Genomic DNA, 26,075 nt, shown 5'->3' on the forward strand with positions numbered 1-26,075 from the left:
TCGACATGCGGCTTATGTAGCCATGCCGATCGGAATTGTCACGTAGAATCTGTGAGGAAAAACGACAGATCCGTGAAGTTTTCAGCGGCTCTCCGCCATTGCCTGTCCGTGGGCCTGTCCCTGGGCCTCTTCCGGTTCTGCCGCCTCGGCATGTCTGTTCTTGTGGCGGCGTGTCGTCAGCTCCTCGCCGGCATTGGCGGGCAGGCGCAGGAAAGTGATGCAGGCAAGTGCTGATATCGCCGCTACGATGAAGAAAGCGATATGAAAATCCGAGACCAAAAGCTTGCCGCCGTGGAAGCTCGAGGAGATTTCCAGGATCGTGCCGGCTACCGCAACGCCCATGGCCATGGAGATGCGCTGCGCCACCGCGTTGATGGCAGTCGCCTGGCTGCTGTCGGCCTCGTCCACATCGCCGAAGACCATGGCATTGACGCCCGAAAAGGCCATGGAGCGGAGGAGGCCGCCGACAAGAAGACAGCCCATGATGACATACATCGGCGTTTCGGCAGTGAAGAAGCCATTCACGCCGAGGAAGATTGCCGCGAGGAAGGTCGTCAGCGCGATGACGTTGCGGAAGCCGAAGGCGTTATAGGTGCGGTTGGCCGCAAATTTCGAGCCCATGGAGCCAAGAGCGCTGATGAAGGTGATCGAGCCTGACTGCAGCGGCGTCAGGCCGAAGCCGAGCTGCAGCATCAGCGGCATCAGGAAGGGCAGCGCGCCCAGGCCCATGCGGAAATTCGAGGCGCCGAGGATTGCCGCCCGGAACATCGGGTAACGAAACATCTTGGGGTCGAGCAGCGGATGCGGCGTGCGCCTGGCATGCACGAAATAGAGGATGCCGGAGAGGACGCCGACGGCGACAGTGACATAGCCGTAGATGACGGGAACGGCGGGCAGGCTGATGACGGAGAGGCCGAATACGAAACCGGCAAAGCCGATACCCGACAGGAAGAAGCCCGGAAAATCCATCGGCTTCGGGCTGCGCGGCTCGACGGCCGGCAGGAAACGGGTGACGAGGACGATGCCGATAATGCCGATCGGCACATTGATCCAGAAGATCCAGTGCCAGCTGAGATATGTCGTCAGGAAGCCGCCGATCGGCGGGCCCATGATCGGGCCGATCAGCGCCGGAATGGTCAGCCATGCCATGGCATTCACCAGTTGGTGACGTGGCGTGCCACGCACCAAGAGCAATCGCCCGACCGGCGTCATCATCGAGCCGCCGGCACCCTGGATGAGGCGGGAGATAACGAAGGCGGCGATGGAATTGGAGAATGCGCAGGCGACCGAGCCAACCATGAAAACGAAGATCGCCAGGCGGAAGATGTTGCGTGCGCCGAAGCGGTCCGACATCCAGCCGCTGATCGGGATGAAGATTGCGAGCGCCACGAGGTAGCTCGTTACCGCAAGTTTCAGCGCGATCGGCGAGGTGCCTATATCGGCAGCAATCGCCGGCAGGCTGGTGGCGATCACGGTCGAATCCATCTGTTCCATGAACAGGGCGACCGCAAGGATCATCGGCGTTAGACGGGACACGGGCAACCGGAAGGCAATGAGAGAGGATTCGGCGCCAGCGGCGTCGGGTCTCGTTCTAGGCCAGCATTTTCAGCCTGTCCACGAAATGAATGTCGCATGCAGCTTGCCGCCATGCCGTTTCCGCGCCATAGATCACCCGTCAGGTGCCCGCTTTCACAAGCGGGAGAATCGGGAATCCGGCGCAAGACCGGAACGTGCCCAACGCTGTAAGGCCGACGCTTGCCGCATAGAATGCCACTGGCCGCAAGGCCGGGAAGGTAGCGGTCAAGCGGATGACGCCAAGTCAGAAGACCGGCCTGGCAAGATAGACCCAACCCGCGCGGACGGCGGGCGGTTGCGTTGTTGGGGATTTGACGATGCGACCCATTGATGATGCCGTTTGCCCGGCATCCAGCTTTTCTGCGGCCGAACGCGAGGCCGTCTATCACGCGATCATGACGCGGCGTGACGTGCGCAGCCAGTTCCTGCCCGATCCCTTGCCGGATGATCTGGTGACGCGTCTTTTGACCGCCGCGCATCACGCGCCCTCGGTCGGCTTCATGCAGCCGTGGAATTTCATTCTGGTGAAGAGCGTCGAGGTAAGGGCGCGGGTACGCGATGCCTTCCTTAGGGCGAATGAAGAAGCGGCCCGCATGTTCGACGGCGAGCGGCAGGAGCAATACCGTTCGCTGAAGCTCGAAGGCATTGTCCAGGCGCCGCTCGGCATCTGCGTGACCTGCGATCCAACCCGCAGCGGCAGCGTGGTGCTGGGGCGCACGCATAATCCGCGTATGGACAGCTATTCCACCGTCTGCGCCATCCAGAACCTGTGGCTTGCTGCTCGCGCCGAAGGGGTGGGCATCGGCTGGGTCAGCATTTTTCGCGAGGGTGACCTGAAGGAGATCCTCGGCATTCCCGATCACATCGAGATGGTCGCCTGGCTCTGCGCCGGCTTCGTCGACCGGCTCTATGATAAGCCGGAACTGGCGGTCAAAGGCTGGCGGCAGCGGATGGCGCTGGAAGAGCTGGTTTTCCATGACGGCTGGGGGCAGGTGGAAAGCGAGGCCGCGCCGGTCTGAGCCGGCGCGGGTGTGCATCATTCTGCCGGCTGGGTGCCGCAATCCTCGGCGCAGGCCGGCGTCTTCCAATGGGCGAAGACGAGGAAGCTTGCGGCGGCGAGAAGCCAGACACCAATCGCGCCATAGAGCATGACGCCACCGAAGCCTGCGACCAGCGCATCATGCACCGTCCCGGCCGGAATGTCTGGCAGGGAGGCAATGTTGCCGGCGGAGATCCGTTCGGCGAGCAGGCGCAGGTCGCCGGCATCCGTCGAGGTTGGCAAGGTGCTCTTGAGGTGGGAGAGCACGCCGCTGAACAGGATGAAGCCCATGACGGCGATGTTGATGGCGAGCGAGATCATCCGGGCGCTCATGTCGATGCCGGAAGCCATGCCGGCGCGATCGCTGGAGACAGCGCCTGTCGTCGTATTGGTGACCGGAGTGTTGGTGAAGCCAAGCCCGATGCCGGCAAGCAGCGCGCCAGGCAGCATCGTCAGCCAGCTTGGCGCGGCGGCGGCACTGCCTGATTTCATCAGCAGGAAGCCGAGCCCGATGGTGAAAAGGCCGCCGGGAATGATGATGCCCGGCCGATAGCGCAGCATGAGCCGTTCGGCGAGCGGCGGTACGACGAGCGTCGGCAGCGTATAGGCAAGCAGCGCCAGACCCGCGGCCACACTGCCATAACCGAGACCGGCTTCATACCAGATCGGCAGATAGATCATGAAGGGCCAGAAGCTGATATTCATGGCAGCCGAGCCGATGATGGCGCCCGAGAAGGCGCGGATGCCGAAGACCGAGGCATCGAACATCGGTCGCGGGTTCAGCCTCTCGGCGAAGATGAAGGCGACGAGGCTTGCCGCGGAAAGTCCGATAATGGCAAGCGCGGTAGGGCTGGCAAAGCCGAGAGCCGGACCCTGGGTGATGAAGAAAGCGAGGCAGAAGACCGCCAGCGAAAGGGTGGCGATGCCGGCGATATCGAGCCGTCCTGCAGCGGGGTCACGCAATTCCTCAACACCCGTTACGGCAAGGGCCACCGTCACGGCAGCCAGCACGGCATGGATGAGGAAGACCCATTGCCAGCCGGCGGCTGCTACGATCGCAACGCCTATGATCGGGCCAAAGCCGAGGCCGATGCCGAAGATGATGCCCCACCAGCCGAAGGCCATGCTGCGGGCTCTGCCCTCCGGGAATTGATGGGAGAGGACGGCCACCTGGCAGATCAGCATCACGCCGCCGCTCATGCCCTGCAGAAAGCGAGCAACGATTAGCAGCGAAACATCCTGAGCAAGGCCGGCAATCAGCGAGGTGAGGCCAAAGGCGGCAATGCCGATCAGGAAGACGCGCTTGCGGCCGTAGCGATCGGCTAATGTGCCTGCTGCCATCAGCACCGTCGTCACGGCGATCGTATAGGCATTCATGATCCATTGCAGCGCGCTGAAATCGGCATGCAGCACCTTTTCCAGCGTCGGCAGGATTGCCGGTACGCTCGATATTTCAAGGCCGAACATCAGTGAGGAGAGGCAGGCCGCCATCAGGGCGACGATGCCTCTGATACGTGAGGATGGAGGGGAGGCAGAGGTCATGCTTTGGCCTTTCGACGTTGAGACTTACAAGGGTGACATCCGTTGTCGTCCATTTGCGTCAGCATAAGCAGAGCTTGATCATTACAGAATTGGATGATTGACTATTTCAGACACAACAATTTCGGATAGATCCAATGACCATGCTCGATGTCGATTCCGTTCAGGCTTTCGTGACGATCGCCGAGAACAAGAGCTTCACCCGCGCCGCCAATGAGCTCGGCAGCACGCAAGGGGCGATCAGCGTCAAGCTCAAACGGCTGGAGGAGCGGCTCGGCCATCGGCTGATCGAACGCACGCCGCGGCTGGTGCGGCTTTCGGCACAGGGGGCGGTATTTCTTGATGCCGCACGGGAATTCCTCGCTGCCCATGACCGGGCGATCGCGGCACTTTCCTCGTCGCGCCGTCATTTCAGGCTGGGCATTGCGGCCCATGTCGCCGGCCCGGAAGTGCCGACGCTGCTTGCGCGCCTCAATGCCCATGATCCGGGGCTGACGATCGAGGTGCGGCTCGACAATTCCTGCGAGTTGCTCGCCGCCTTCGATCGCGGCGACCTGGATGCGGCGATCGTCCGTCGGGACGAGGACCGGCGCGACGGCGAGGTTCTGGCACCGGAGCATTTCGGCTGGTTTGCAACGCCGCAATTCGAATATCGCCGCGGCGAACCGCTGCGTCTTGCAGCACTGTCGCCCAACTGCAAGGTGCGGGATGTCTGCACCCGGGCGCTCGATGCGGCCGGCATTCCCTGGGCGGAAGTCTTCCTCGGCGGAGGCTCTTCGGCTGTGACAGCAGCCGTTTCAGCCGGGCTTGCCGTCTCGACCTTCTCCCATCGTCTGGCGCCTGTCGGCACGATCGAGGTCAGCGAGCGCTTCGGCCTGCCGGCGCTGCCATCCTCCGAGGTCGTGCTGCATTCGACACTGACGGATGCCAAGTCGCGTGCGGCGCTGCGCACACTGGCGGCAGCCTTCCGGGAGCACCGCTCGTCAAACTGAAGATGCGATTTTGATTGCCGATATCGTGGTTATTGCTGTTGTTGGGGCTGCGGGCCTGATGTCGCCGGATTGGTGAGATCGATCTTGCCCTGATCGCCGGCCAGGAATTGCGGGCCAACCTGGCGCACCTTGTTGCTGGCGGGGTCGTAGGGACGATCCGGCACCTGCGCCTGCGGGGCGGGCGGGGCGCTCGCAGCCTTCGGTGCTTCCATATGGATCGTGGTGATCGAACCCTTCGGCTCAGGCGCCGGCGCATAGGCTGCCTGGCTCTTGCGCATTTCCTCGTAATAGGCGGTCAGATTGCAGGAGCAGGCGGATTTTTCGCCGGGTGCGCGGGTCTTGTAGGCGAAGGCATTCTTCATCGCGCCATAGGGGGCGCCCGTTGCCGTCGAGATCATGTTCGAGGCTTCGGCGCTGGAGATGTCGCGGTAATAGAGCTCCGTCTCCACACCAGGGCACATCTTGGCGCAGGTCGCGGCATCGCGGCCGAAATCGACCGAGGTTGCATTATTGCTGATCGGGAAGAAGCCACCGTCGCAGGTGCGTACGCAGATGGTGCTGACGGGCGAGAGCATTTCCGCCCGCGGCAGGCCGTAACGCTCGCCGCCGCCAAGCGGAATGAAGGTGTCGCCGCGCATGGCCTGCTCCTCGATGGAAGGAGCCGGAGCATAGGCATCACCCTGCGCAGGTTCGCTAAAGCTGTCGCTGTTGCAGCCATTGTCTTCGAGTGCGGCCATCAGCCCCTCGCGGGCCGGATCGGCACCACCCTGGCGCAACTCGTTGCGGCGGTCCTGCAGGTAGCGGATATTGTCCACCATCTTGGCTTCGGACTGCTCGAGCTCCTCACAGAAGCCGGCATTTTCGCCGCCGACGACGACCATGCTGCCCGACGTGCAGCCGTAGCGGCGCAGATCGCCGCGCACCTTGCGCAATTCCAGGTTCTGTTCGGCAAGCGCGCCCGCATATTGGCGCATCTCGACCCCATTCGTGCCGATCGATTGCGGCAAATCGGCAAGACGCCCGCGCAGATCCTCACAGATCGCATTGGTCTCAGCGGCTGCCGGAACCGCGAATGCCAGAAAGAAGACGAGATACAGGTTTCGGCGCTTCACGAGGTCGTCCCGGAATGAGAAAGTATCTATCGGTCAATTGCGGCTTCAACCGACCGCGCTTTGTCTTAACGTATTTCCCTTAATAGGCTCGAAGTAATTCCTAGCGCATTTTTGCGATCTTATCCAGCAAGCCCTATGCTTCCACTCCCATCTCTCCCGCAGCTACGCGCGAGCCCACTGATATCTAAATGGCTGATATGACAGGAACTTCCGACGAGATTCGTTCTCTCTCAACGACATCGGCAAAACTGGAAGCCCGACACGGCCTTCACGTTTTCGTGGACGGCTGTTATGAGCCCGGTGAGCGGCAGGGCGGGTGGGCCTTCGTCGCCTACCGCGATGGCGTAGAAATCGCGTCCGGTTTCGGCGGCGTAGAAGATTCCGCCAATAATGCGATGGAACTGACTGCCGTGCTTGAGGCGGCAATTTGGATCAGCCGCACAGCAGAGGGCGTGGCAGCGGTCATCTGGTCCGATTCCGTCTACGCCGTAGACGGCTGCAACAGCTGGCGTCCTATCTGGAGGAACAATGGCTGGAAGAAAAGCAACCCAGGTGGCAAGGCCAGAAACCGGGCGATATCAGATGCGGAGCTCTGGAAAGCCGTCGATATCGCGCTATCCCAGAATCCATTGATAGCGATTGCCTGGTGCAAGGGCCATTCCGGCATTGAAGGTAACGAACGCGCCGACGAGCTGTCGGATCAGGGACGCCGATCCATACGGCGTGCCTGATATGCCGGAAGCCAACGGCCGTCGCTTCGCAGACGGCCGCAGCGCGGCTTACGCCGGCTGCGATGCCTCGACAACAGCAAGGGCTGCCATGTTGACCACGCCGCGAGACGTGACGGACGGCGCCAGGATATGGGCCGGCATTGCGGTACCGAGCAGGATCGGGCCGACATGCAGGCCGTCGGTCATCGACTTGACGACACCGAGCGTGATGTTGGCCGCATCGAGGTTCGGGAAGACCAGCAGGTTGGCTTCGTCATGCAGCGTGGTGTGCGGCATGACGCGGCGGCGCAGCTCCTCGGAGATCGCGCTTTCACCGTGCATTTCGCCGTCGACTTCGAGTTCGGGAGCCGCTTCACGCACCAGCTGCAGCGCATTGCGCATCTTGGTGGCGCTTTCGGATTCACGCGAGCCAAAGTTCGAATGCGACACGAGGGCGGCGCGCGGGGTGATGCCGAAGCGCTTGATTTCCTCGGCTGCCAGCACTGTCGCCTCGGCGATTTCCTCAGCCGTCGGATTGAAGGTCACATAGGTGTCGGTGAAGAAGGTTGCGCCGCGCTGCGAAATCAACAGGCTGAGCGCGGAGAAATCGCGAACGTTCGGACGCTTGCCGATGATCTGGCGCACGTCGCGCAGATGCTTCTCGTAACGCCCTTCGAGGCCGCAGATCAGGGCATCGGCTTCCCCACGTTTCAGCGCCAGCGCGCCGATGACGGTCGTGTTGGTACGCACGATGGTGCGCGCTGCTTCCGGTATGACGCCGCGGCGGCCGACGAGCTGCAGATAGAGATCGACATATTCGCGGAAGCGCGGATCGTCCTCGGGGTTGATGACCTCGAAATCCGAAAGAGGGCGGATGCGCAGACCGTAGCGCTTCAGGCGCGTTTCGATGACCTGCGGGCGGCCGATGATGATCGGCTCGGCAATGCCTTCTTCGATCAGAACCTGAGCGGCGCGCAGCACGCGCTCGTCTTCACCTTCCGAGAAGACGACGCGCTTGCGCTCTGCCGTCTTTGCCGCCGTGAAGATCGGCTTCATGATGAAGCCGGAGCGGAAGACGAAGCGGTTCAGATGGTCGAGATAGACATCGAAATCGGTGATCGGCCGGCGGGCGACGCCGCTTTCGGCAGCAGCCTTTGCGACAGCAGGCGCGATGCGTAGAATGAGGCGCGGATCGAAGGGCGAGGGGATGAGATAGTCGGGGCCGAAGACCGGGGTTTCACCGGAATAGGCGCGGGCAGCAACGTCCGACGGCTCTTCGCGGGCGAGGGCCGCGATGGCGCGCACTGCCGCCATCTTCATTTCCTCGTTGATCGTCTCGGCGCCACAGTCCAGAGCGCCCCTGAAAATATACGGGAAGCAGAGGACGTTGTTGACCTGGTTCGGGAAGTCGGAGCGGCCGGTACAGATCATCGCGTCCGGACGCGCTGCGCGGGCGAGATCAGGCATGATTTCCGGCGTCGGGTTGGCAAGCGCCATGATCAGCGGCTTGTCGGCCATCTGCGCCAGCAGCTCCGGCTTCAGGACGCCGGCAGCGGACAGGCCGAGGAAGACGTCGGCGCCGCCGATATTTTCGGCAAGCGTGCGCGTGTCGCTCTTCTGGGCGTAGATCGCCTTCCACTCGTCCATCAGCTCGACGCGGCCTTCATAGACGAGGCCTTCGAGATCGTGGACCCAGATGTTTTCGCGCTTCGCGCCGAGCGTCACCAGCAGGTTGAGACAGGCAAGCGCTGCCGCACCGGCGCCTGACGCAACGATCTTGACCTCTTCGATCTTCTTGCCGGCGAGTTCCAGGCCGTTGAGGATGGCGGCGGCGACGATGATTGCGGTGCCGTGCTGGTCATCGTGGAAGACCGGGATCTTCATCTTTTCGCGCAGCTGCTTCTCGATGCGGAAGCATTCCGGGGCCTTGATGTCTTCAAGGTTGATGCCGCCAAAGGTCGGCTCGAGCGAAGCGACGGTAGCGACCATCTGATCGACATCTGGCGCATCCACTTCGATATCGAAGACGTCGATGCCGGCAAATTTCTTGAAGAGGACAGCCTTGCCTTCCATGACCGGCTTGGAGGCGAGCGGGCCGATGTTGCCAAGGCCGAGCACGGCGGTGCCGTTGGAAATGACGGCAACGAGATTGGCGCGGGACGTATAGTCGGCGGCCTGCTCCGGATTGTCACGGATAGCGAGGCAGGGAGCGGCGACACCCGGAGAATAGGCGAGCGCCAGATCGCGCTGGTTGCCGAGCGGCTTGGTCGCCTGGATTTCCAGCTTGCCGGGGCGTGGATAGCGGTGGAAGAAAAGCGCCTGCTCGTCGAGGCTACCGCCCGTCAAATTCTTTTCCGATTTGGATTTTTCCTGGTGATCCATCGCCGCCTCCAGCGTTGTTCGAAGTCTTTTGAAGACTCCTCCATACATCAATCGACCGGTCGGAACAGTACGGAAATAGCCGCAGCTGAACTTTTTGACCTGATGGTAACGGGGAGCTGACATTGGCCGGTGGATTGAAAGGCTTGCCGGCCTTTCCTGCGGTTTGTCATCTTCCTGATACACGAGTTTGATTTTGGAAGACCAGACGAAGAACGATGGGACACGAGCGGAAAGGCTTGTGACAGACATGATGGAACCTCGGCGCTTCCGCACCCTCTTCATTTCCGATGTGCATCTCGGCTCGAAAGCCGCCAAGGCGGATTTCCTGCTGGATTTCCTGAAATACCACGAGGCAGACACGATCTACCTCGTCGGAGATATCGTCGATGGCTGGCGCCTGAAGCGCAGCTGGTACTGGCCGCAAGTCTGCAACGACGTGGTCCAGAAGCTTTTGCGCAAGGCGCGCAAGGGTACGCGCGTCGTCTATATTCCCGGCAATCACGACGAATTCCTGCGCGCCTTTCCGGGCATGCATTTCGGCGGCATCGACGTCGTCGAGCGCATCATCCATGACGGCGCCGACGGTAAGAAGTACCTGATCCTGCATGGCGACGAATTTGACGTCGTCGTGCGCAACGCTCGTCTGCTCGCCTATCTCGGCGACTGGGCCTACGACACGGCGATCCGCATCAACATCGTGCTCGCAGCGGTCCGCCGCCGCCTTGGCATGCCCTACTGGTCCTTCTCGGCCTGGGCCAAGCTGCAGGTAAAACACGCCGTCAATTTCATCGGCGAGTTCCAGCGGGTGGTTGCCGAGGAAGCCCGCAAGAGCGGCGCCGACGGCGTCATCTGTGGCCATATCCATCACGCCGTGATCGAGGATATGGACGGCATCCGCTACATCAATACCGGCGACTGGGTCGAAAGCTGCACGGCGATCGTCGAGCATGAAGACGGCAGGTTCGAACTCATCACCTGGCGTGCGCTCACCAGCAACGTGCCGGCACTGACATCGGTCGAATTGCTGGAAGAGGGCGATCTTGCCCCGCAGGCTGCCTGAATAATGTGTGCGTACCGCATCGGCGGTCTCCGCCGATGCATCATGAATTTAGCCGTTGCCGTCTGGTGACAGGCCCTATTTATTTTTTTAAATCGTTTCGATTTATATCCGTATCGTTTCGATCGGGCTATTTCTCGCCATAGTCGTGTTTGATGGGATGTGTTAGGCAACGCACAGTTTCCTTCAGGTCCACTATGATTCCCGCACAAAATCCCTCGACGGGTGAGGGAGCGCCGCCGCGTTTCCGGCTGCTCAGCGCGCTTTGTTACAGCGCGCCGCTGCTGGTCAACGGTATCGTCCTGCCCTTCTTCCCCGTCTGGCTTGCGACTCACCAGTTCAACGATCATCAGATCGGCACGATCCTCGCCGTGCCGATGGTGGTGCGCGTTCTCGTGGCGCCGATCGTCGCGGTCTTTGCCGACCGCATGCAGGAGCGGGCGCATGTGCTCCTATGGTCGGGCATCCTCTCGCTGCTGACGGCCATCGCGCTCTACTGGACGAGCAATTTCTGGCCGGTGCTGATCGTCTTTGCGCTCCAGGGCGCGACCTTTGCCCCTTATGTGCCTGTCGTCGAATCGATCGTGATTTCGGGTGTGCGCCGCTGGGGGCTCGATTACGGCTCCATGCGCGTCTGGGGCTCGATCGCTTTCATTATTTCGACGCTCACCGGCGGCGAACTGGTCGGGCGTTGGGGTGGCGGCATGGTGCTGCCCGTGATGATCTTCGGCTTCGTGCTGACGATTACGATGGCGGTCTTCTGTCCCCGTATCGGGCCGACACGGCGGCGCGGCCAGCCGATCAATCTTCCGGCGACCACAGGCAGCGGGCTGCGCGAGCCGCATCTGCTGCTTTTGCTGCTCGGCGTTTCGATCCAGCAGTCAAGTCATGCGCTCCTCAACGCCTTTTCCTCGATCTACTGGCATCAACTCGGCTTTTCGGGCACCGAAGTCGGCATGCTCTGGAGTGCCGGTGTGGCCTCTGAGGTCACGGTGTTCTTCCTGTCGCGGCGCCTCAACCGCCGCTTCAATGCCTGGACGCTGATCCGCTTCGGCTGTGCCGTCAGCATCTGCCGCTGGGTGTTCTTCCCGACGGAGACGAGCTTTATCGGTTTCTTCATGCTGCAATGCCTGCACGGCTTCACCTATGCCTTCGTGCATACCGGCGTGCAACGGCGCATCGTAGCCACCGTTCAGGAGACGCAGGAAGCCTCGGCCCAGGGCGCCTATTTCTTCTATATCGGCATGGCCTCGGGCCTGATGACGATCGCCTCGGGTTATATCTATTCCGCGCTCGGCCTCGACAGCTATTATGTCATGGCCTGTGTCGCCGCCTTCGGGCTCGCCCTCGTCATCATCGCCTATTATCTTCAGCCCCAGAGGCTGGCTTCCGGCGGAAATACGAGAGAGCCGGCATAGTTGAGACCCGGCTCGCGGTCGCGGGCTAGGAGCAGCGGGCCGTCGAGGTCGACGAAATCGGCATCCTGCGCCAAAAGCACGGCAGGCGCCATCGCCAGCGATGTGCCGACCATGCAGCCGATCATGATCGAGAAGCCAAGCCGTTGTGCTTCTTCCTTCATTTCCAGCGCTTCCGTTAGGCCACCGGTTTTATCGAGCTTGATGTTGATCGCGTCGTAACGATCGGCAAGGCTAGCAAGGTCGCCGGTGTGGTGGACGCTTTCATCGGCGCAGATGAGCACATGGCGGGCAATCTCGGCCAGCATGTCGTCGCGTCCGGCCGGCAGCGGCTGCTCTACCAGCGCGATATTGGCTTCGGCAGCAATGCGCAGATGATGTTCCAGCCGGTCTTCCGGCCAGCCTTCATTGGCATCGAGAATGATGGCGGAATCGGGCGCGGCGGCGCGCACCGCCCGAATGCGGCTCTCGTCGTCGCCGGTGCCGACCTTGACCTTCAGGAGCGGGCGCTGCGCATGCTCGCGGGCCTGGGCCGCCATGACATCGGGTTCGCCGAGCGAGATCGTATAGGCCGTGGTCAGCGGCTTCAGCTTGCGCAGATCGAGCCGGAAAGCGACGCTTTTGCCCGTGAGCTTGGCTTCGAGATCCCACAGCGCACAATCGACAGCGTTGCGGGCTGCTCCCGGCGGCATGGCTTGCAGCAACCCGGCCCGCGAAATGCCGTCCTCGATCAGCGGGCGGGCCGCTTCGATCTGGGCCATGACGCTTTCCATCGTCTCGCCGTAGCGGCGATAGGGCACACATTCGCCCAAACCCCTGGCACCTCCCTCCGTCAGCGTGCAGGTGATCACGTCCGCCGAGGTCTTTGCCCCGCGCGCGATGGTGAAAGTTCCCGCAATCGGGAACGAATTCATCTGGATATCAAGATGGCGCGGCATATTTGCTCTCCTGCGAGCATGGAAATTGCGCGTTGCTTCTGTATATTAACGCGCCGGGCGGCGAATATATGTTCGCGAGTCGGGACTGTCGCTGCAAGCATTGAAAGACACAAGTATTTTGAAGTCCGAGAAACGCAACGCCGCCTCGCTGCATGTGGACGACCGAGCCGGGGGCTCGGGCCAGCTTGTGCATCTTGAAGGCAATTGGCGGAGCGCCAACATCCATCTCGTCCTGCAGGATTTCGAGAAATTGTCGCGCAACAATAGCGGCGACCTGACGCTCGATCTCTCCGATGTCACCGATATCGACACAGCCGGCATCTGGTTGCTTTGCCGACTAAAGAAACAGCAGGAAGAGGCGGGGCGACCGGTTCATTTCGAGGGCACGAACGAGCATATCGACGAGCTGATCGCCACCTTCTCCAAGGAGCCTGAAAAGCAGGAACCCGAGCAGAAGGAGAAGCTCTCGATCGTCGAGCGCATCCTCGCACCGATCGGGCGGATGACCCTCGATGTCTGGGACAATGTCGCCGCCTCCATGTATATCCTCGGTTCGGCGGTGCGCGGCGCGCAGATGAAATTCGGCCGCGGCAGCGGCGTTTCGCCGGCCTCGATCGTCAACCAGATCGACCATATGGGCGTGCGCGCCGTTCCGATCATCCTGCTGATGTCCTTCCTGATCGGCGCGATCATCGCGCAGCAGGGTGCCTTCCAGCTTCGCTATTTCGGTGCGGAAATCTTCGTCGTCGACCTCGTCGGCATCCTCCAGCTTCGTGAAATCGGCGTGCTTCTGACCGCTATCATGATCGCCGGCCGATCGGGCAGCGCGATCACCGCCGAGATCGGCTCCATGAAGATGCGAGAAGAGGTCGACGCGCTGAAGGTGATGGGCCTCAACCCGATCGGCGTGCTGATCTTCCCGCGGCTGGTGGCGCTGACCGTTGCGCTGCCGCTCCTGACCGTGATTGCCAACTTTGCTTCGCTGGCGGGTGCCGCTGCCGTCGCCTATCTTTATTCCGGCATTACATTTGCAACCTTCCTGTCGCGCCTGCATGAGGCCGTAACGCTTTCGACCATATTGGCCGGCATGATCAAGGCGCCGTTCATGGCGCTCGTCATTGGGATTGTCGCAGCTGTCGAGGGCCTGAAGGTCGGCGGCAGTGCCGAATCGCTCGGCCAGCATGTGACGGCCTCTGTCGTGAAGGCGATTTTCGTCGTCATCCTGATGGACGGGCTTTTTGCGATGTTCTATGCAGCGATCGATTTCTGACATGGCGGACGACGTGGATCAGCAACCGATCGAGGCGGGTAAGAACGAGGACCGTAACGGCAACGGAGACCGCGACATCGTGCTGTCGGCGCGCGATGTGACAGTGGCTTTCGGTCCCAAAGTGGTTCTCGACAAGCTGAATCTCGATATTTACCGCGGTGAAATCCTCGGCTTCGTCGGCGCTTCGGGCACCGGCAAATCGGTGCTGATGCGCACGGTGCTGCGCCTGCTGCCGCGCCGGGCCGGCACTATCAAGATCCTGGGCCAGGATTTCGACGAGCTGAATGAGCAGGAACGCAATGCACTCGACATGCAACTCGGCGTGCTGTTCCAGCAGGGGGCGCTCTTCTCCTCGCTGACGGTAAAGGAGAATATCCAGGTGCCGATGCGCGAATATCTGGATCTGCCTGTTACGCTGATGGATGAACTGGCGCATCTGAAGATCCGCATGGTGGGGCTCGCGGCCGACGCTGCCGACAAATATCCGTCGGAGCTATCAGGCGGCATGATCAAGCGCGCGGCCCTTGCCCGTGCGCTGGCGCTCGATCCCGAACTCGTCTTTCTCGACGAGCCTACATCGGGCCTCGATCCCATTGGTGCTGCGGAATTCGACGAGCTGATCGCCAATCTGCGCGATAGCCTGGGGTTAACCGTCTATATGGTGACCCACGACCTCGACAGCCTGTTTTCGGTCTGCGACCGTATTGCCGTGCTTGGAAAGAAGCGGGTAATGGTGGAAGGAACGATCGACGACATGCTGGCCTACGACGATCCGTGGGTTCAGGCCTACTTCAAGGGCAAGCGCGCGCGTTCGATCGTGCCGCAGGACGACGCGCCGGCGGCCCGGGCGCAGCATGACAGCGGGAAGTGACCGGAGACGATGGAAACCAAAGCCAATTACACGATCGTCGGTTTTTTCACCGTTCTGGTGATCGCAGCCGCATTCGGCTTCGTTTACTGGATGGCCGAATATGGCCGCAGCGGGCCGATGGCCGAGCTGATCGTGCGCATTCCGGGCTCTGCCAACGGCCTCAGCGTCGGTTCGCCTGTTCGATTCAACGGCATCCAGGTCGGCTCGGTGCAGACACTCTCCATCGATGCCGACGATCCGCAATATTCGCTGGCTTTTACCGAAGTGCGCTCGGACGCGCCGATCTATCCGTCCACCAAGGCAGCCCTTGAAATCCAGGGCCTGACCGGTGCTGCCTATATCGAGCTTTCTGGCGGCCGCAAGGAAGACAAGAACATTCTCCAGCAGGCGCTGGAAAGCGGCAAACGCGCCGTCATCGTCGCCGACCAGTCGAGCGTCACCAACCTGCTCGCAACCGCCGACAAGATCCTCGACCGAGCCAATGATGCCGTCGGCGACGTGCAGGGCTTCGTGCGCGATGCGCGCGGGCCGCTGACCAAGACCCTGCAGAATGCAGAAACCTTCTCGGATGCGCTCGCCAAGAATTCCGGCAATATCGACAGCTTCCTGCAGAGCGTCGGCGATCTCTCCAATACGGTGCGCAACGTCTCGGGCCGGGTGAACTCGACGCTTGCGGCTGTCGAGGACCTTGTAAAGGCGGTCGATGCCAAAAAGATCAATACGATCCTGAGCAATGCCGAGAAGGTGAGCCGCGATGTGGCCGATGCCTCCGGCGATCTGAAGAGCTTGGTTGCCAAAGTCAACCAGACGGTGACGACCTACAACGAATTCGGCAAGAAGGCGCAGGTGACGCTCGATCGTGTCGATACGCTGGTCGCCGCCATCGACGCCAACAAGGTGAAGGGTTCGGTCGACGATATCGCCCAGGCGACCAAGGATGCACGCGCCGCTGTCGCGTCGATCCGCGATGTCACCGATACCGTCAGAGACCGCAAGAAAGACATCGACCAGACGATCCAGGACGTCCAGCAGATGGCGAACAAGTTAAACTCGGCTTCGACGCGCGTCGACGGCATCCTCATCAAGGTCGATGCGCTGCTCGGCTCCGACAATACGAATTCGCTGTTTACCGAGGCGCGCGCGACGCTCGAATCCTTCAAGAAGGTCGCCGACAACGTCAATACGCGTATCGGGCCGATTGCCGACAATCTGCAGCGGTTCTCGGGCAGTGGCCTGAGTGACGTGCAGACGCTGGTCAACGAGCTGCGCGGCACGGCGAACAACCTCAACAATGCCATCAGCAATTTCGACCAGAATCCGCAGCGGATCATTTTCGGCGGGCCGACGGTCAAGCAATATGACGGGCGCACGCGGCGCTAAACAGAGGTCAGGGGTAGCGTAATATGGGTCTATCGCATGTGATGTCGCGCCGTTCCTGGATCCGTGGAACGGCGATTATTTTGCCGCTGACGGCAGCGCTTCTTGCAGGCTGCGGAACGACGGCGAAGAACGACACCTATGATCTCTCGGCAGCTACGGTCGATGGCACCGGTCCCTCGGCCAAGAGCAAGCAGATCCTGATTGCCGATCCGACGGCATTGAAGGCGCTGAACAGCGACCAGATCGTCATCCGCGTTTCGCCCTCGGAAATTCAGTATCTGTCACGCTCGCAGTGGAGCGATACGCTGCCGCGCATGGTGCAGTCGAAACTCGTCCAGGCCTTCGAGAATTCCGGAAAGCTCGGCGGCGTCGGAAAGCCGGGGCAGGGACTGGCGATAGACTATCAGCTCGTAACCGACATCCGCTCCTTCGAGATCGACGCAGCGTCTGGCAACAAGGCTGTGGTGGAGATTTCCGCCAAGATCCTCAACGATCGAAACGGCACAGTGCGTGCCCAGCAGGTCTTCCGGGCCACTGCTCCGGCCGGCGGTGACAACGTGAGTTTCGTCAAGGGGCTAGGCCGTGCCTTTACATCGGTCACCGACCAGATTGTTGGCTGGACGCTGACATCGATCTAAGCCTTCTCTTTATAGAGATAAGGCCCGAAACCGTCAGACGGTTTCGGGCCTTATTCGTTCCTGGCTTGTCTGGACGGGTTACTTGGTCGGCTGGGCATCCGTCATCGTCGGGTTGCCGCCTGTCGCCGATGCGGTCGCGGTCGAAGCGGAGGGCAGGTAGCTGTCGAGCAGGCCGGCCATCTTGTCGTCGCGCAGGCTGGCGGTCTTTTCGCCCATGACGACGCCGACGACGCGGCGGCCGTCCTTCGCTGCGGATGTCACGACATTGTAGCCCGATGCGTCGGTGAAGCCGGTCTTGATGCCGTCGACGCCGTTGTAGCGGTACATGAGGTTGTTATGGCCGCGCAGCTTCATACCGCGAAACTGGAAGCCGCGCATCGAGAAGAGCTTGAACTCTTCGGGGAAGTCTCGCATCAGCGACACGCCGAGTGTGGCCATATCGCGTGCCGTGGTGACCTGCGCCGGATCCGGCAGGCCCGACGGGTTCTTGAAGACGGTGTCCTTCATGCCGAGCTGATGGGCCTCATCCGTCATAATCGTACCGAAGGCTTGTTCGGAGCCCCCGAGCTGTTCGGCAAGGGCCACGGCCGCATCATTGGCCGACAGCACCACGATGGCTTCGACGGCCTCCTTGACCGTGACCTTGCGGCCGGCGCCGACGGCGAGCTTGAAGGGCTCCTTGCTCTCGGCATTTTCCGACATGGTGATCTTCTGGTCCCAGGTCAGGCGTTTGTCATGCAGCGCCTGGAAGGTGAGATAGAGCGTCATCATCTTGGTCAGCGATGCCGGATAGTTCAGATCATCCTGGTTGGACGCTTCCAGAACCTGGCCGGTCTGCACGTCCACGAGGAAGCTTGCCTGGCCGGCCTCGGCCTGAATGAACACGCCCAGAAGAAATGCGGACGAGAGGGCGGCGGCCATGAGCCGGGAAGTCGTCTTGGTCATCAATGTCTACGGTCTCTGTCGTGGCAAGCAATTGGCTTGGTGATGGTCTGATGGGGGACTGCCCCGTTGGTGCATGCGGATCAGGGATGTTTGTGACGGAATGAAGGAGCTGGGGCAATAAAAAAGGGCCATCCACAGATGACCCCTTTTGTCTCACCATGTCAGACTTCCATCCGACAACTCAGTTCAACCGGCCCGCCGCGTGGGCAAGCATCGTATAGACCTTGCCAGTATCCGACGTGAGGTAGGACTGCGTAACCGTGCGGTTCGGATCGGTGCGGGCGACATCGGCGAGCAGCTTTTCGAAATCACCGATATAGCGGTCGACAGCGGTGCGGAATTCCGGCTCGCGGTCATACTTGCGCTTGATCTCGTCGAAAGTCTGCTGGCCCTTCAGCGTGTAGAGGCGGCGGGTGAAGACGTCACGCTCACCGCGCTGGTAGCGGCGCCACAGATCCACCGAGGCGTCATGGTCGATGGCGCGGGCGATATCGACCGAGAGCGAGTTCAGCGATTCAACGACATGGCGCGGGTTGCGGCTGTCATTGGCGCGCTGCGTGGGGGTCGGAGCCGGAGCGGCGGCTTCCGCTGCCGGGCGGGCCGGGGCAGCACGCGATGCTTCCTCGGTCTCTTCGCGCGAGGCGCCGCGCAGGAGATCGCTGATCCAGCCGCCGCTGGTGGCTTCCGTGCGCGGAGCTTCCTGTCGGGCCGGAGCAGGAGCGGGAGCCGGCTGGGGAGCCTGGGCGACCGGGCGCTGCGGAGCAGGGGCGGGAGCGGGTGCCGCTGTTGTTGCGGGGGCAATGGTGCCACGCAGTCCCATGAACTCGATCGACTGGCGTGCCGTCGGTGCCGGCTGCGGAGCCGGAGCCGTCGGGATCACCGGCTGGCTGACGCGCGGCGCAGGCTCGGCCTGGGCGAGGCTGCGGGCGACCGGCTCGGAGATTTCGAGACGCTGGCTGGAGCGGCCAACAATCTGCGAAATATCCTGCAACGCCTTGATCTGCTCGGCGACGGCGCGGCGCATGGCGGACGCGCTTTCCTTGGCTTCTTCCGGCAGATCGAAGGCGCCGCGCTTCAGCTCGGCGCGGGTGGCGTCGAGTTCGTTGCGGATGTCGGTTGCGGAGCGGCGGATATCTTCCGTTGCACCCGAGAAGCGGCCGACAGCGTCGTCGATCGCATCGCGGAGCGATTCGCGCAGGTGCTGCGCTGCGCTGTCGGAGGCACGGCCGGCCTCACCGAGCATGCGTTCGACTTCCGAAAGCGAAGCCGTCAGGCCGCCACGCAGGCGGTTAGTGAGGTCGCCGGAGCGGCGCTCGACATTGGCAAAGCTGGTGTCGATCGTCGCATTGGCTTCCTCGCCGGCGCGGTTGATCGCTTCGCGCATGTTGGACGCTGCTTCCTCGGCGCGCTTCTCGGTATCCGAAAGCACGCGTCCGATATCGGCAAACGAGGCCTGCACGCTCTGGCGCAATGTGCCGGTGACCTGGTTGGAGCGCTGCTCGGCGCGTTCGAAGACCGTTTCGATCATGCCGCCGAGGCCGCGCATGGTCTTTTCGATCTCGGCCGAACGCTGCACGAGGCCGGTTGCCAACGTCTGCAGGGCGGTCTCACGCTCTTCCAGGGTCGAGACAAGGCCGGACTGGGCGGCAGCGAGAAGCTGCGAGGCCTGGCCGAGAACCTTCGAATGGTCGTCGAAGCGGCCGATGATGCCGCCGACCTGAGCGAGCGTCTGGCCTGATATATCCGACAGGCGATCGACCTTGCCTTCGAGAAGGCGGGTCGAAGCCGAGACCATTTCGGCAGCTTTAGCAGCAGAGTCCGTGAAGCGCGTGGTGGTGTCGCCGAGGCGGCTGTCGACGCCGCTCAGCTGATCGGCGGCGCGCGTCATCATCATGGACATGGCGGCGCTGCTTTCCGACAGGCGCTGGACAAGGCCGTTGACGTTGTTCGTCAGGCTGTTCTCGATGGCGGCGACGGCATTGGCGACATTTTCGGCACGGGCGGCGACGGCCTCGGTGAGCGCTTCATTTTCCGCACGCAGGCGCTCGGCGCTGAGGCTTGCTGCCGCGGTGATGCGGGCTGCAGCTTCCTGGCCGGCGTCGGTGTAGCGATCGATGATCGGCCGTGCCGTCTCATCCAGGATGCGCGTCAGCTCGGTGGAGCGGCCGGCAAGCATGGAGTTCAAGTCGCGGGTGCGCTCGTCGAGCGTCGTGCGGATCGAATTGCCGCGTGCTTCCAGCGCCTTGTCGATATCTGTGAGTGTGGTGTCGATTTCGCGGGCACGCTGCTCCAGGCTGGAGCGGATGATGCTGCTGCGGGCCTCCAGCGCACGGTCGACCTCGGCCATGCTGGATGTGATCTGGCTGCCGGCATCCGTCAGCGTCGAGCGGATCGAATTGCCATGCGCTTCCAGCGTCTGGCCGGCATCGGCGAGAGCATGGTTGATGGCGCTGACCTGGCTGCTGACGATGTTTTCTGCTTCCGCCACCTTGCTGACGATGACGTTGCCGGCCTCGGAGAAGGTCTGGGCAACGGCGGCAGCCTGGCCGGCGAGGCGGCTCTGTGCCTCGGCGACGCGGTTGACGATCTGCGACGAACGCTCGTCCATGGCTTCGGCGAACTGCTGGCCGGTGCGGCTCAGCAGTTCCGAGGACTTGGTGGCTTCGCCATCCATGCCTTCGGCAGCTTCGGCGACGGCGTTGCGCAGGCTAGCAGCAAGACCAGCCGCCTTGCCTTCGATCGTGCGGTTGACGGCATCGAGACCGACGGTCAGAGCGCGGTCCATGGTGGAGAGACGCTCTTCGATGCGCGCGGTGCCGCGATCCATCATGTCGCTCAAGGCCGAGGTCCGGCCGTCGATCGACTGGGCCATGTTCGCACTGCCGCTGTCGAGCGTTTCGGCAAGATGCGCCCGGCGGCTGTCCAGAGACTGGGTGAGATTGGCGCTGTGGCTCTCGAGAGCATGCGTGAGGTTGGCGCTGCTGTTGTCAAGGGCCTGGGTGAGGTTGGCGCTGCCGGCATCCAGTGCATCCGTCAAGCTGGCGGCGCGGCCGTCGAAAGCTTCCGTCAGGCTGGCGGTGCGGCTGTCGAGTGCCTGGGTCAGGTTTGCGGCGCTGTTGCCGAGCGTTGCCGCGATGCGCTGGGCTGTGTCGTCGCCGATCGAACCCAGACGGGAGATACCGTCATCCAGAAGGCCTGAGAGATGGCTGCCTGCAGCATCGACCTTGTCGGCCACGCCGCCGACGCCGTCGGCAATACGGGCCTCGATGGCGGCAAGGCTGGCTTCGACGCGGGCGCCGGTCTCGGTGAAGCGGCCCGTGAGGTTGTCGACGGAGTGGTCGAGATGGCCGGAGAAATCGGCGGCCGAACGCGAGATCGTGTTGGCGGCTTCCTGGAAGCGGCCGGCAATCTGGCCGGCACCTTCGCGCATGCGATCCTCAAGCGACTGTGCACTCTTATCGATCGCAGCGCGGATCGCAGCTTCGCGATCTTCCAGCGACATTTCGAGCATGCCGATGCTCGTCGCAACCGACGTGCCGATCGAGGTCGCCTGTTCGGAGAGCGTGTCGTTGATGAGATTATGAGCCTCGGTCAGCGTCAGCGTGATGGCATTGGTGCGGTCGTCAAGCGTGGTGCGGATGCGGTCATGCGCGGCGGCGAGCCCGCCTTCGACGTTGCTTGCGGCATCGTTGGCGAGGGCGGCCATACGCTGCTGGGCGTCGGTGAGGCCATCCTCGATGCGGCCCGTCATGCTGCCGATGATGCCTTCCATGCGGGCGCTGCCGGCATCGAGGGCTTCGGACAGAGTGGAGGTGTGCTCGGCGAGCGCGGTTTCCAGACGTGCCTGATTATCCGTATAGGCGGCGCGGATCGCTTCCGTGCGGTCGGCAAAGGCGCCGGCAACACGCTCTTCGGCATTGGCAACGGTGTCCATAATGGAGTTGCTGCGGTTTTCGAGCGCGGATTCGAAGCGGCTCTGGCCATCGTCGAGCGAAATGGCGAGCGCCATGGTCTTTTCGTCAAGCGTATCGGACAGGCGGTCGGCGCTGTTCGTGACGGCATTGACGATGGATTCGGCGCGGCTGGTGAGTGCTTCCTCGATGCGGAACTGGCTTTCGCCGAGCGATGCGGCGATCCGGTCATGCGTGCCGGTGGCAGCATGGACGAAAGCATCAGTGCCCGCCGTCAGCGTGTCTTCCAGGCGGCTCTGGCTTTCGTTCAGCGAGATGGCAAGGGCCATTGCCTTTTCGTCGAGCGTTTCGGAGAGGCGGTCATGCGTGCCGGAGACGGCGTTGATCAACGCTTCCGAATGGGTCGAGAGCGTGTCTTCGATGCGCGACTGCGTTTCGTTCAGCGAAATGCCGAGCGCCATGGCCTTCTCGTCGAGGGTTTCAGCGAGACGGTCATGCGTGCCGGAGACGGCGTTGATCAACGCTTCCGAATGGGTCGAGAGCGTGTCTTCGATGCGCGACTGCGTTTCGTTCAGCGAGATGCCGAGCGCCATGGCCTTCTCGTCGAGGGTTTCAGCGAGACGGTCATGCGTGCCGGAGACGGCGTTGATCAACGCTTCCGAATGGGTCGAGAGCGTGTCTTCGATGCGCGACTGCGTTTCGTTCAGCGAGATGCCGAGCGCCATCGCCCTTTCATCAAGCGTGTCGGCGAGACGGTCATGCGTGCTGGAAACTGCGCTGAGCAGTGCCTCCGAACGAGTGGCAAGCGTGTCGTCGATGCGGGCCTGGCCTTCGTTCAGCGAGATGGCAAGCGCCATCGCCTTTTCATCGAGCGTATCGGAGAGGCGGTCATGCGTGCCGGAGACGGCATCGATAATCGCCTCCGAGCGGGTCGCAAGCGTATCCTCGATACGGGCCTGGCCTTCGTTCAGCGAGATCGCAAGCGCCATCGCCTTTTCGTCAAGCGTATCGGAGAGGCGGTCATGCGTGCCGGAGATGGTATTGAGGAAAGACTCGGACCGAGCCGCGAACGTATCCTCGATACGGGCCTGGTTTTGCTTCAACGTCTCGGAGAGGCGGTCATTGGTGCCGGAAACGGCATTGATGAGCGATTCCGAATGGGTCGAGAGCGTCTCTTCGATGCGCGACTGCGTCTCGTTCAGCGAGATCGCCAGCGCCATCGCCTTCTCGTCGAGGGTTTCGGCGAGACGGTCATGCGTGCCCGAGACAGTATTGATGATGGCTTCGGAACGGCTCGTGAGCGCCTCGTCGAAGCGGGCGTGGTGGTCGGCAAGTGCGCCGATCAGCGCTCCGCCGCGTTCAGCCATCACGCTGTCGATGCCGGTATGCGCAGTCTTCAGCGCATCGGTGATTTCAGCGGCGCGGGCGGCGAGAACGCTGCTCAGCTCTTCGGCGCGACCGCCGAATGCACCCGTGACCCTTTCAGTGCCGCTGTCGACGGCAGTGGCGAGTTCGGTCGTGGTCGTCTGCAGCGTATCGCGGAATTCGGCTGCCCGGGCAGCGAGGTTGTTCTGCAGGTCCGAGGTACCGGCTGCGAGCGCCAGCGAGATTTCCGACGTGGCGCTGCTCAGCGCCGAGCCGAGTTCGCCGGTACGGGTCGACAGCGCCGAGGTGATTTCCCCCGCACGGTCGGCAAGCGTGCTTTCCAGCACTTCCTGGCCGGTTGCAAAGGCGGTCGCCAGCGCCAGCGACTGCTCACTCATGGACGCGCCGAGGCGATCGATATTGGTATTGAGGATGCCCTCGATGGAATCCGCATTACCCGACAGCGTTTCGTTGATGCGGGTGAGGCTTTCGATGAGCTTGGTGTCGAGCGAGCCGGAGCGCTTGTCGAAAGCGTCGGTGAATTCGGCGACGCGTTCGTCGAAGGCGGTCGAAAGCTGGGCGACGGTCGTCTGCAGGCGCTCCTCGAAGAAGCCGGAGCGCACGTCGAGATCCATGACCGCATCGTCGGCCGTCGATTGCAGGCTCTGGCGGAAGCTGGCGCCCTTTTCGTCGAGTGCGGCATTCAGCCTGGAGAGCACGTCGTCGAGCGTGCCGCCGATCGTGCGTTCGCCTGATGTCAGGCTCTGATTGATCTCGCGGGTGCGGGAAACCAGGATTTCATTGAGCTGCTGGGTGCGCTCCTGAAGGGCGGCGTTCAAGCGCTCGGTGCTGGCATCCATCGTCGAGGCGCGTGTCTCGAACTGCGTGAGCAGGCGCTCGCCATGTTCGTTGATCGTGTTGGTCAGCGCGTCGAGGCGGTTGTCGAATTCATTGCCGATCGCAAGGCCGGATGCAGTCAGCGTATGGAGCAGCGTATCGGTCTTGGCGGCCAGCAGCGTGCCGAGCGACTGCATGGCGCTGTCCGACTTCTCCATGATCGCCGCAGCGCGCGTATCGATCAACGAGGCGAAGGCTTCGCCCGAGGTCGCAAGGCGGATAGCGATCTCTTCCGTCGCGAGCGACAGTTCTTCCTTGAGCTGATCGTGAACGCCGGCGATCGAGGAGCGGATGCGGTCGGCATGATTGACGATCGCTTCGCGCTCGGAGCCGAGTTCGTGGACGAGGCCGCGCACGCGCAGTTCGTTATCCGCATAGGAACGCTCCAGCGCATTCACTTCGGAATGTACGAGCGTTTCGAGTTCCGAGGCGCGCGCAATGGTGCGCTCGATGCCCTCATTCATCGCCGAGACTTCGCGGCGCACGGCCTGGCCGACCGTCATGATGCGTTCAGACGCGATGGTTTCCGGCTCTGAAAGGCGCAGCGCAACTTCAGCCATGGAGCGGGCGGCGTTGCGCATGTCCTGGGCGCGCGAGATCATGATGGCGAAGGCATAGAACATCATGACCGGCACGATGATGCCGACAATGCCAGCAATCACGCCCGGCAGGGCGGCAAGATCGGTCAGCGAGCGGATCTGGGAGATCTGCGGCGCATAGAGCATGAACATCAGCCCGAGGCCGATGATGACCCACAGGATGGAAACGAGAGCGGCCGTGCGCAGGGCAGGGCGGCTGGAGCCGCTTTCCAGCGACTTCAGAAGCGAAGCGGGAGAATTGCGGCTGGCATCGTTGGCAGGGGCGAGGGCCGGTGCCCGGGGGGCCTGCTGATCGCCTGTACGGCCAGAGCGGCCACGGCGGCGCTGTGCTTCTTCCTGGGACTGATTACGAGCATTGGATGGGTCAGTCACATTAGCCTCCGGGGCGTGGGGCGCGTTGCCGCGGCGAGACGGCACGTTCTCCTGGCCGAAATCGATCTGAAGCGCCTCGTCCAGTGCCTTGAACGCCTTGTCCTCGATCGATTCATTGTACTTGTTATTCGCCATTCCGATATGCCTCGCAATTCCCGGCCAGTCCGGCAGCGCATCCGGGCCACCGCCTTTGCCCGGAAAGACCCTTTGCCGTGCCAGCCTTCCATCCTAGACGGACGGATAAGCATGTCATTTCAGAGTAGATAGCCGATTTTTCAAACGAAAGGTATCAAAACACTACCATTATCCACTCTGTCGGCAAAGGCGCGCGGCATGAGCCCGCCTCAACAGTATCGTAGTGACACATCTGGGCTGCCTACACAATTAATGAACCCTTGCGTTTCCATCCCTCTTAACCTGTTGTTAACACCTTTAAATTTTGGAAGCGGCCCAAAAGCCGATATTTTAGCGATATTTAAGGGACGTTAACCATATGGTTAGATTTTCGCCCCGAATGCGCCGGAATTTAACGGGATCGCCATTCTCCGACCGCACAACAGTAGCAAGCGCGGACGATATAAGACGGGAGAATTGGCAAATGGCAGCAGTGAGTATCGCATTCGAAGCACCGGACAATTCCACGGGGCCTTCGCCCTCCAAGGTCCGGCCGATCGACCTTGTTCATCTTGCGCGCCAGACGATGGGCGACAAGACGGTGGAAATCGAAGTTCTCCAGATGTTTGCGCGCCAGGCGCGCGCCTGCCTGCAGGACATTGCAAGCGGCGAGTCTGCCAGGGTGGGTGCTGCGGCACACCGCCTGAAGGGAGCCGCAAGCTCAGTCGGCGCCTTCCGGGTTTCGCAATCGGCGGAAGCCGTCGAAGAGAACAATGGCGACGCGACCGCCATGGCGGCGTTGGGTGCAGCCGTCGTCGACGCCGAGAATTTCATTCTGAAACTCTGCCGCGGATAAGGCAGGACAGGTTTGGGCTGACCTTGAGCCTGTATGTGCGTCCATTTTGACGCACATACAGGCTCAATTTTTTCTAAATCTACGCATCAGGCTTTCCG

General features: G+C 62.0%; 17 protein-coding genes and 1 riboswitch. Of the genes, 10 read left to right on the plus strand and 7 right to left on the minus strand.

All coding sequences use genetic code 11. The features are described 5' to 3' along the window. Window positions 1–81 precede the first annotated feature (81 nt). Window positions 82–1,518, minus strand: coding sequence for an MFS transporter (locus ACR9ZQ_RS14995; protein WP_405049771.1), 1,437 nt, complete (start codon window positions 1,516–1,518; stop codon window positions 82–84). 142 nt (window positions 1,519–1,660) lie between these two features. Continuing rightward, a riboswitch (cobalamin riboswitch) is annotated at window positions 1,661–1,850 on the plus strand. A 42-nt stretch (window positions 1,851–1,892) separates the two neighbouring features. Between ACR9ZQ_RS14995 and bluB the strand changes: the two genes are divergently transcribed. After that, a complete protein-coding gene (gene bluB / locus ACR9ZQ_RS15000; protein WP_310387624.1) occupies window positions 1,893–2,594 on the plus strand; it encodes a 5,6-dimethylbenzimidazole synthase in 702 nt (233 codons plus the stop codon). A gap of 17 nt (window positions 2,595–2,611) precedes the next feature. On the opposite strand, the gene ACR9ZQ_RS15005 is transcribed toward bluB, so the two are convergent. Then, window positions 2,612–4,156 (minus strand): MFS transporter, encoded by a 1,545-nt coding sequence (locus ACR9ZQ_RS15005; protein WP_481428197.1) that lies wholly within the window; start codon window positions 4,154–4,156, stop codon window positions 2,612–2,614. A 134-nt stretch (window positions 4,157–4,290) separates the two neighbouring features. On the opposite strand from ACR9ZQ_RS15005, the gene ACR9ZQ_RS15010 reads away from it, so the two are divergent. Beyond that, window positions 4,291–5,145, plus strand: a complete 855-nt coding sequence (locus ACR9ZQ_RS15010; protein WP_113324485.1) for a LysR family transcriptional regulator — start codon at window positions 4,291–4,293, stop codon at window positions 5,143–5,145. A 29-nt stretch (window positions 5,146–5,174) separates the two neighbouring features. Here the strand turns inward: ACR9ZQ_RS15010 and ACR9ZQ_RS15015 are convergent, their stop codons facing one another. After that, window positions 5,175–6,257 carry a DUF2865 domain-containing protein gene (locus ACR9ZQ_RS15015; protein ID WP_481428198.1) on the minus strand — a complete coding sequence of 361 codons (1,083 nt, stop codon included), beginning with the start codon at window positions 6,255–6,257 and terminating at the stop codon, window positions 5,175–5,177. A gap of 197 nt (window positions 6,258–6,454) precedes the next feature. On the opposite strand from ACR9ZQ_RS15015, the gene ACR9ZQ_RS15020 reads away from it, so the two are divergent. Further along, on the plus strand, window positions 6,455–6,988 hold the full coding sequence (locus ACR9ZQ_RS15020; RefSeq protein ID WP_481429326.1) for a ribonuclease H family protein: 534 nt from the start codon (window positions 6,455–6,457) through the stop codon (window positions 6,986–6,988). Window positions 6,989–7,036: 48 nt separating this feature from the next. Here ACR9ZQ_RS15020 and ACR9ZQ_RS15025 read toward each other — a convergent pair whose 3' ends face one another. Further along, on the minus strand, window positions 7,037–9,349 hold the full coding sequence (locus ACR9ZQ_RS15025; protein ID WP_481428199.1) for an NADP-dependent malic enzyme: 2,313 nt from the start codon (window positions 9,347–9,349) through the stop codon (window positions 7,037–7,039). Window positions 9,350–9,596: 247 nt separating this feature from the next. Here ACR9ZQ_RS15025 and ACR9ZQ_RS15030 point away from each other — a divergent pair, with 247 nt between their 5' ends. Together ACR9ZQ_RS15030 and ACR9ZQ_RS15035 are read left to right on the plus strand one after the other, a co-directional pair. Beyond that, window positions 9,597–10,409, plus strand: a complete 813-nt coding sequence (locus ACR9ZQ_RS15030; RefSeq protein ID WP_481429327.1) for a UDP-2,3-diacylglucosamine diphosphatase — start codon at window positions 9,597–9,599, stop codon at window positions 10,407–10,409. A 194-nt stretch (window positions 10,410–10,603) separates the two neighbouring features. Beyond that, complete coding sequence (locus ACR9ZQ_RS15035) at window positions 10,604–11,824, plus strand: MFS transporter (protein WP_310387613.1); 1,221 nt, start codon at window positions 10,604–10,606, stop codon at window positions 11,822–11,824. Here ACR9ZQ_RS15035 and dgcA read toward each other — a convergent pair. Then, the gene (dgcA, locus tag ACR9ZQ_RS15040) at window positions 11,776–12,759 is read right to left on the minus strand and encodes an N-acetyl-D-Glu racemase DgcA (protein ID WP_310387611.1); all 984 of its coding nucleotides are present in this window, start codon (window positions 12,757–12,759) and stop codon (window positions 11,776–11,778) included. The two genes, ACR9ZQ_RS15035 and dgcA, sit on opposite strands and share 49 nt — an antisense overlap. A gap of 100 nt (window positions 12,760–12,859) precedes the next feature. Between dgcA and ACR9ZQ_RS15045 the strand changes: the two genes are divergently transcribed. From ACR9ZQ_RS15045 to ACR9ZQ_RS15060, 4 genes are read left to right on the plus strand one after another with little or no spacing between them, the layout of a single operon-like run. Further along, window positions 12,860–14,029: an ABC transporter permease gene (locus tag ACR9ZQ_RS15045; RefSeq protein WP_310387609.1), complete on the plus strand. Its 1,170-nt coding sequence runs from the start codon at window positions 12,860–12,862 to the stop codon at window positions 14,027–14,029. A gap of 1 nt (window position 14,030) precedes the next feature. Next, entirely contained in the window at window positions 14,031–14,900 is an 870-nt protein-coding gene (locus ACR9ZQ_RS15050; protein ID WP_481428200.1) for an ABC transporter ATP-binding protein, read from the plus strand. 9 nt (window positions 14,901–14,909) lie between these two features. Continuing rightward, entirely contained in the window at window positions 14,910–16,280 is a 1,371-nt protein-coding gene (locus ACR9ZQ_RS15055; protein WP_481428201.1) for an MlaD family protein, read from the plus strand. A 23-nt stretch (window positions 16,281–16,303) separates the two neighbouring features. Then, window positions 16,304–16,918, plus strand: a complete 615-nt coding sequence (locus tag ACR9ZQ_RS15060) for an ABC-type transport auxiliary lipoprotein family protein (RefSeq protein WP_007826825.1) — start codon at window positions 16,304–16,306, stop codon at window positions 16,916–16,918. Window positions 16,919–16,996: 78 nt separating this feature from the next. Here the strand turns inward: ACR9ZQ_RS15060 and ACR9ZQ_RS15065 are convergent, their stop codons facing one another. Together ACR9ZQ_RS15065 and ACR9ZQ_RS15070 are read right to left on the minus strand one after the other, a co-directional pair. Beyond that, window positions 16,997–17,863 (minus strand): D-alanyl-D-alanine carboxypeptidase family protein, encoded by an 867-nt coding sequence (locus tag ACR9ZQ_RS15065; RefSeq protein ID WP_310387600.1) that lies wholly within the window; start codon window positions 17,861–17,863, stop codon window positions 16,997–16,999. Window positions 17,864–18,044: 181 nt separating this feature from the next. After that, window positions 18,045–25,142, minus strand: coding sequence for an apolipoprotein A-IV repeat region-like domain-containing protein (locus ACR9ZQ_RS15070; protein ID WP_481428202.1), 7,098 nt, complete (start codon window positions 25,140–25,142; stop codon window positions 18,045–18,047). 463 nt (window positions 25,143–25,605) lie between these two features. On the opposite strand from ACR9ZQ_RS15070, the gene ACR9ZQ_RS15075 reads away from it, so the two are divergent. Continuing rightward, window positions 25,606–25,977, plus strand: a complete 372-nt coding sequence (locus tag ACR9ZQ_RS15075; RefSeq protein ID WP_007826831.1) for an Hpt domain-containing protein — start codon at window positions 25,606–25,608, stop codon at window positions 25,975–25,977. Window positions 25,978–26,075: the final 98 nt, after the last annotated feature.

This window comes from Rhizobium sp. KNZ14-9A (genome assembly GCF_056755015.1).

Excerpts from the sequence above, each read along its gene's own strand:
- dgcA (WP_310387611.1), bottom strand. The coding sequence starts at position 12,759 with ATGCCGCGCCATCTTGATATCCAGATGAATTCGTTCCCGATTGCGGGA.
- ACR9ZQ_RS15020 (WP_481429326.1), top strand. The coding sequence starts at position 6,455 with ATGACAGGAACTTCCGACGAGATTCGTTCTCTCTCAACGACATCGGCA.
- ACR9ZQ_RS15035 (WP_310387613.1), top strand. The coding sequence starts at position 10,604 with ATGATTCCCGCACAAAATCCCTCGACGGGTGAGGGAGCGCCGCCGCGT.
- ACR9ZQ_RS15070 (WP_481428202.1), bottom strand. The coding sequence starts at position 25,142 with ATGGCGAATAACAAGTACAATGAATCGATCGAGGACAAGGCGTTCAAG.
- ACR9ZQ_RS15055 (WP_481428201.1), top strand. The coding sequence starts at position 14,910 with ATGGAAACCAAAGCCAATTACACGATCGTCGGTTTTTTCACCGTTCTG.
- ACR9ZQ_RS14995 (WP_405049771.1), bottom strand. The coding sequence starts at position 1,518 with ATGATCCTTGCGGTCGCCCTGTTCATGGAACAGATGGATTCGACCGTG.
- ACR9ZQ_RS15005 (WP_481428197.1), bottom strand. The coding sequence starts at position 4,156 with ATGACCTCTGCCTCCCCTCCATCCTCACGTATCAGAGGCATCGTCGCC.
- ACR9ZQ_RS15030 (WP_481429327.1), top strand. The coding sequence starts at position 9,597 with ATGATGGAACCTCGGCGCTTCCGCACCCTCTTCATTTCCGATGTGCAT.
- ACR9ZQ_RS15025 (WP_481428199.1), bottom strand. The coding sequence starts at position 9,349 with ATGGATCACCAGGAAAAATCCAAATCGGAAAAGAATTTGACGGGCGGT.
- ACR9ZQ_RS15065 (WP_310387600.1), bottom strand. The coding sequence starts at position 17,863 with ATGACCAAGACGACTTCCCGGCTCATGGCCGCCGCCCTCTCGTCCGCA.
- ACR9ZQ_RS15010 (WP_113324485.1), top strand. The coding sequence starts at position 4,291 with ATGACCATGCTCGATGTCGATTCCGTTCAGGCTTTCGTGACGATCGCC.
- bluB (WP_310387624.1), top strand. The coding sequence starts at position 1,893 with ATGCGACCCATTGATGATGCCGTTTGCCCGGCATCCAGCTTTTCTGCG.
- ACR9ZQ_RS15075 (WP_007826831.1), top strand. The coding sequence starts at position 25,606 with ATGGCAGCAGTGAGTATCGCATTCGAAGCACCGGACAATTCCACGGGG.
- ACR9ZQ_RS15050 (WP_481428200.1), top strand. The coding sequence starts at position 14,031 with ATGGCGGACGACGTGGATCAGCAACCGATCGAGGCGGGTAAGAACGAG.
- ACR9ZQ_RS15060 (WP_007826825.1), top strand. The coding sequence starts at position 16,304 with ATGGGTCTATCGCATGTGATGTCGCGCCGTTCCTGGATCCGTGGAACG.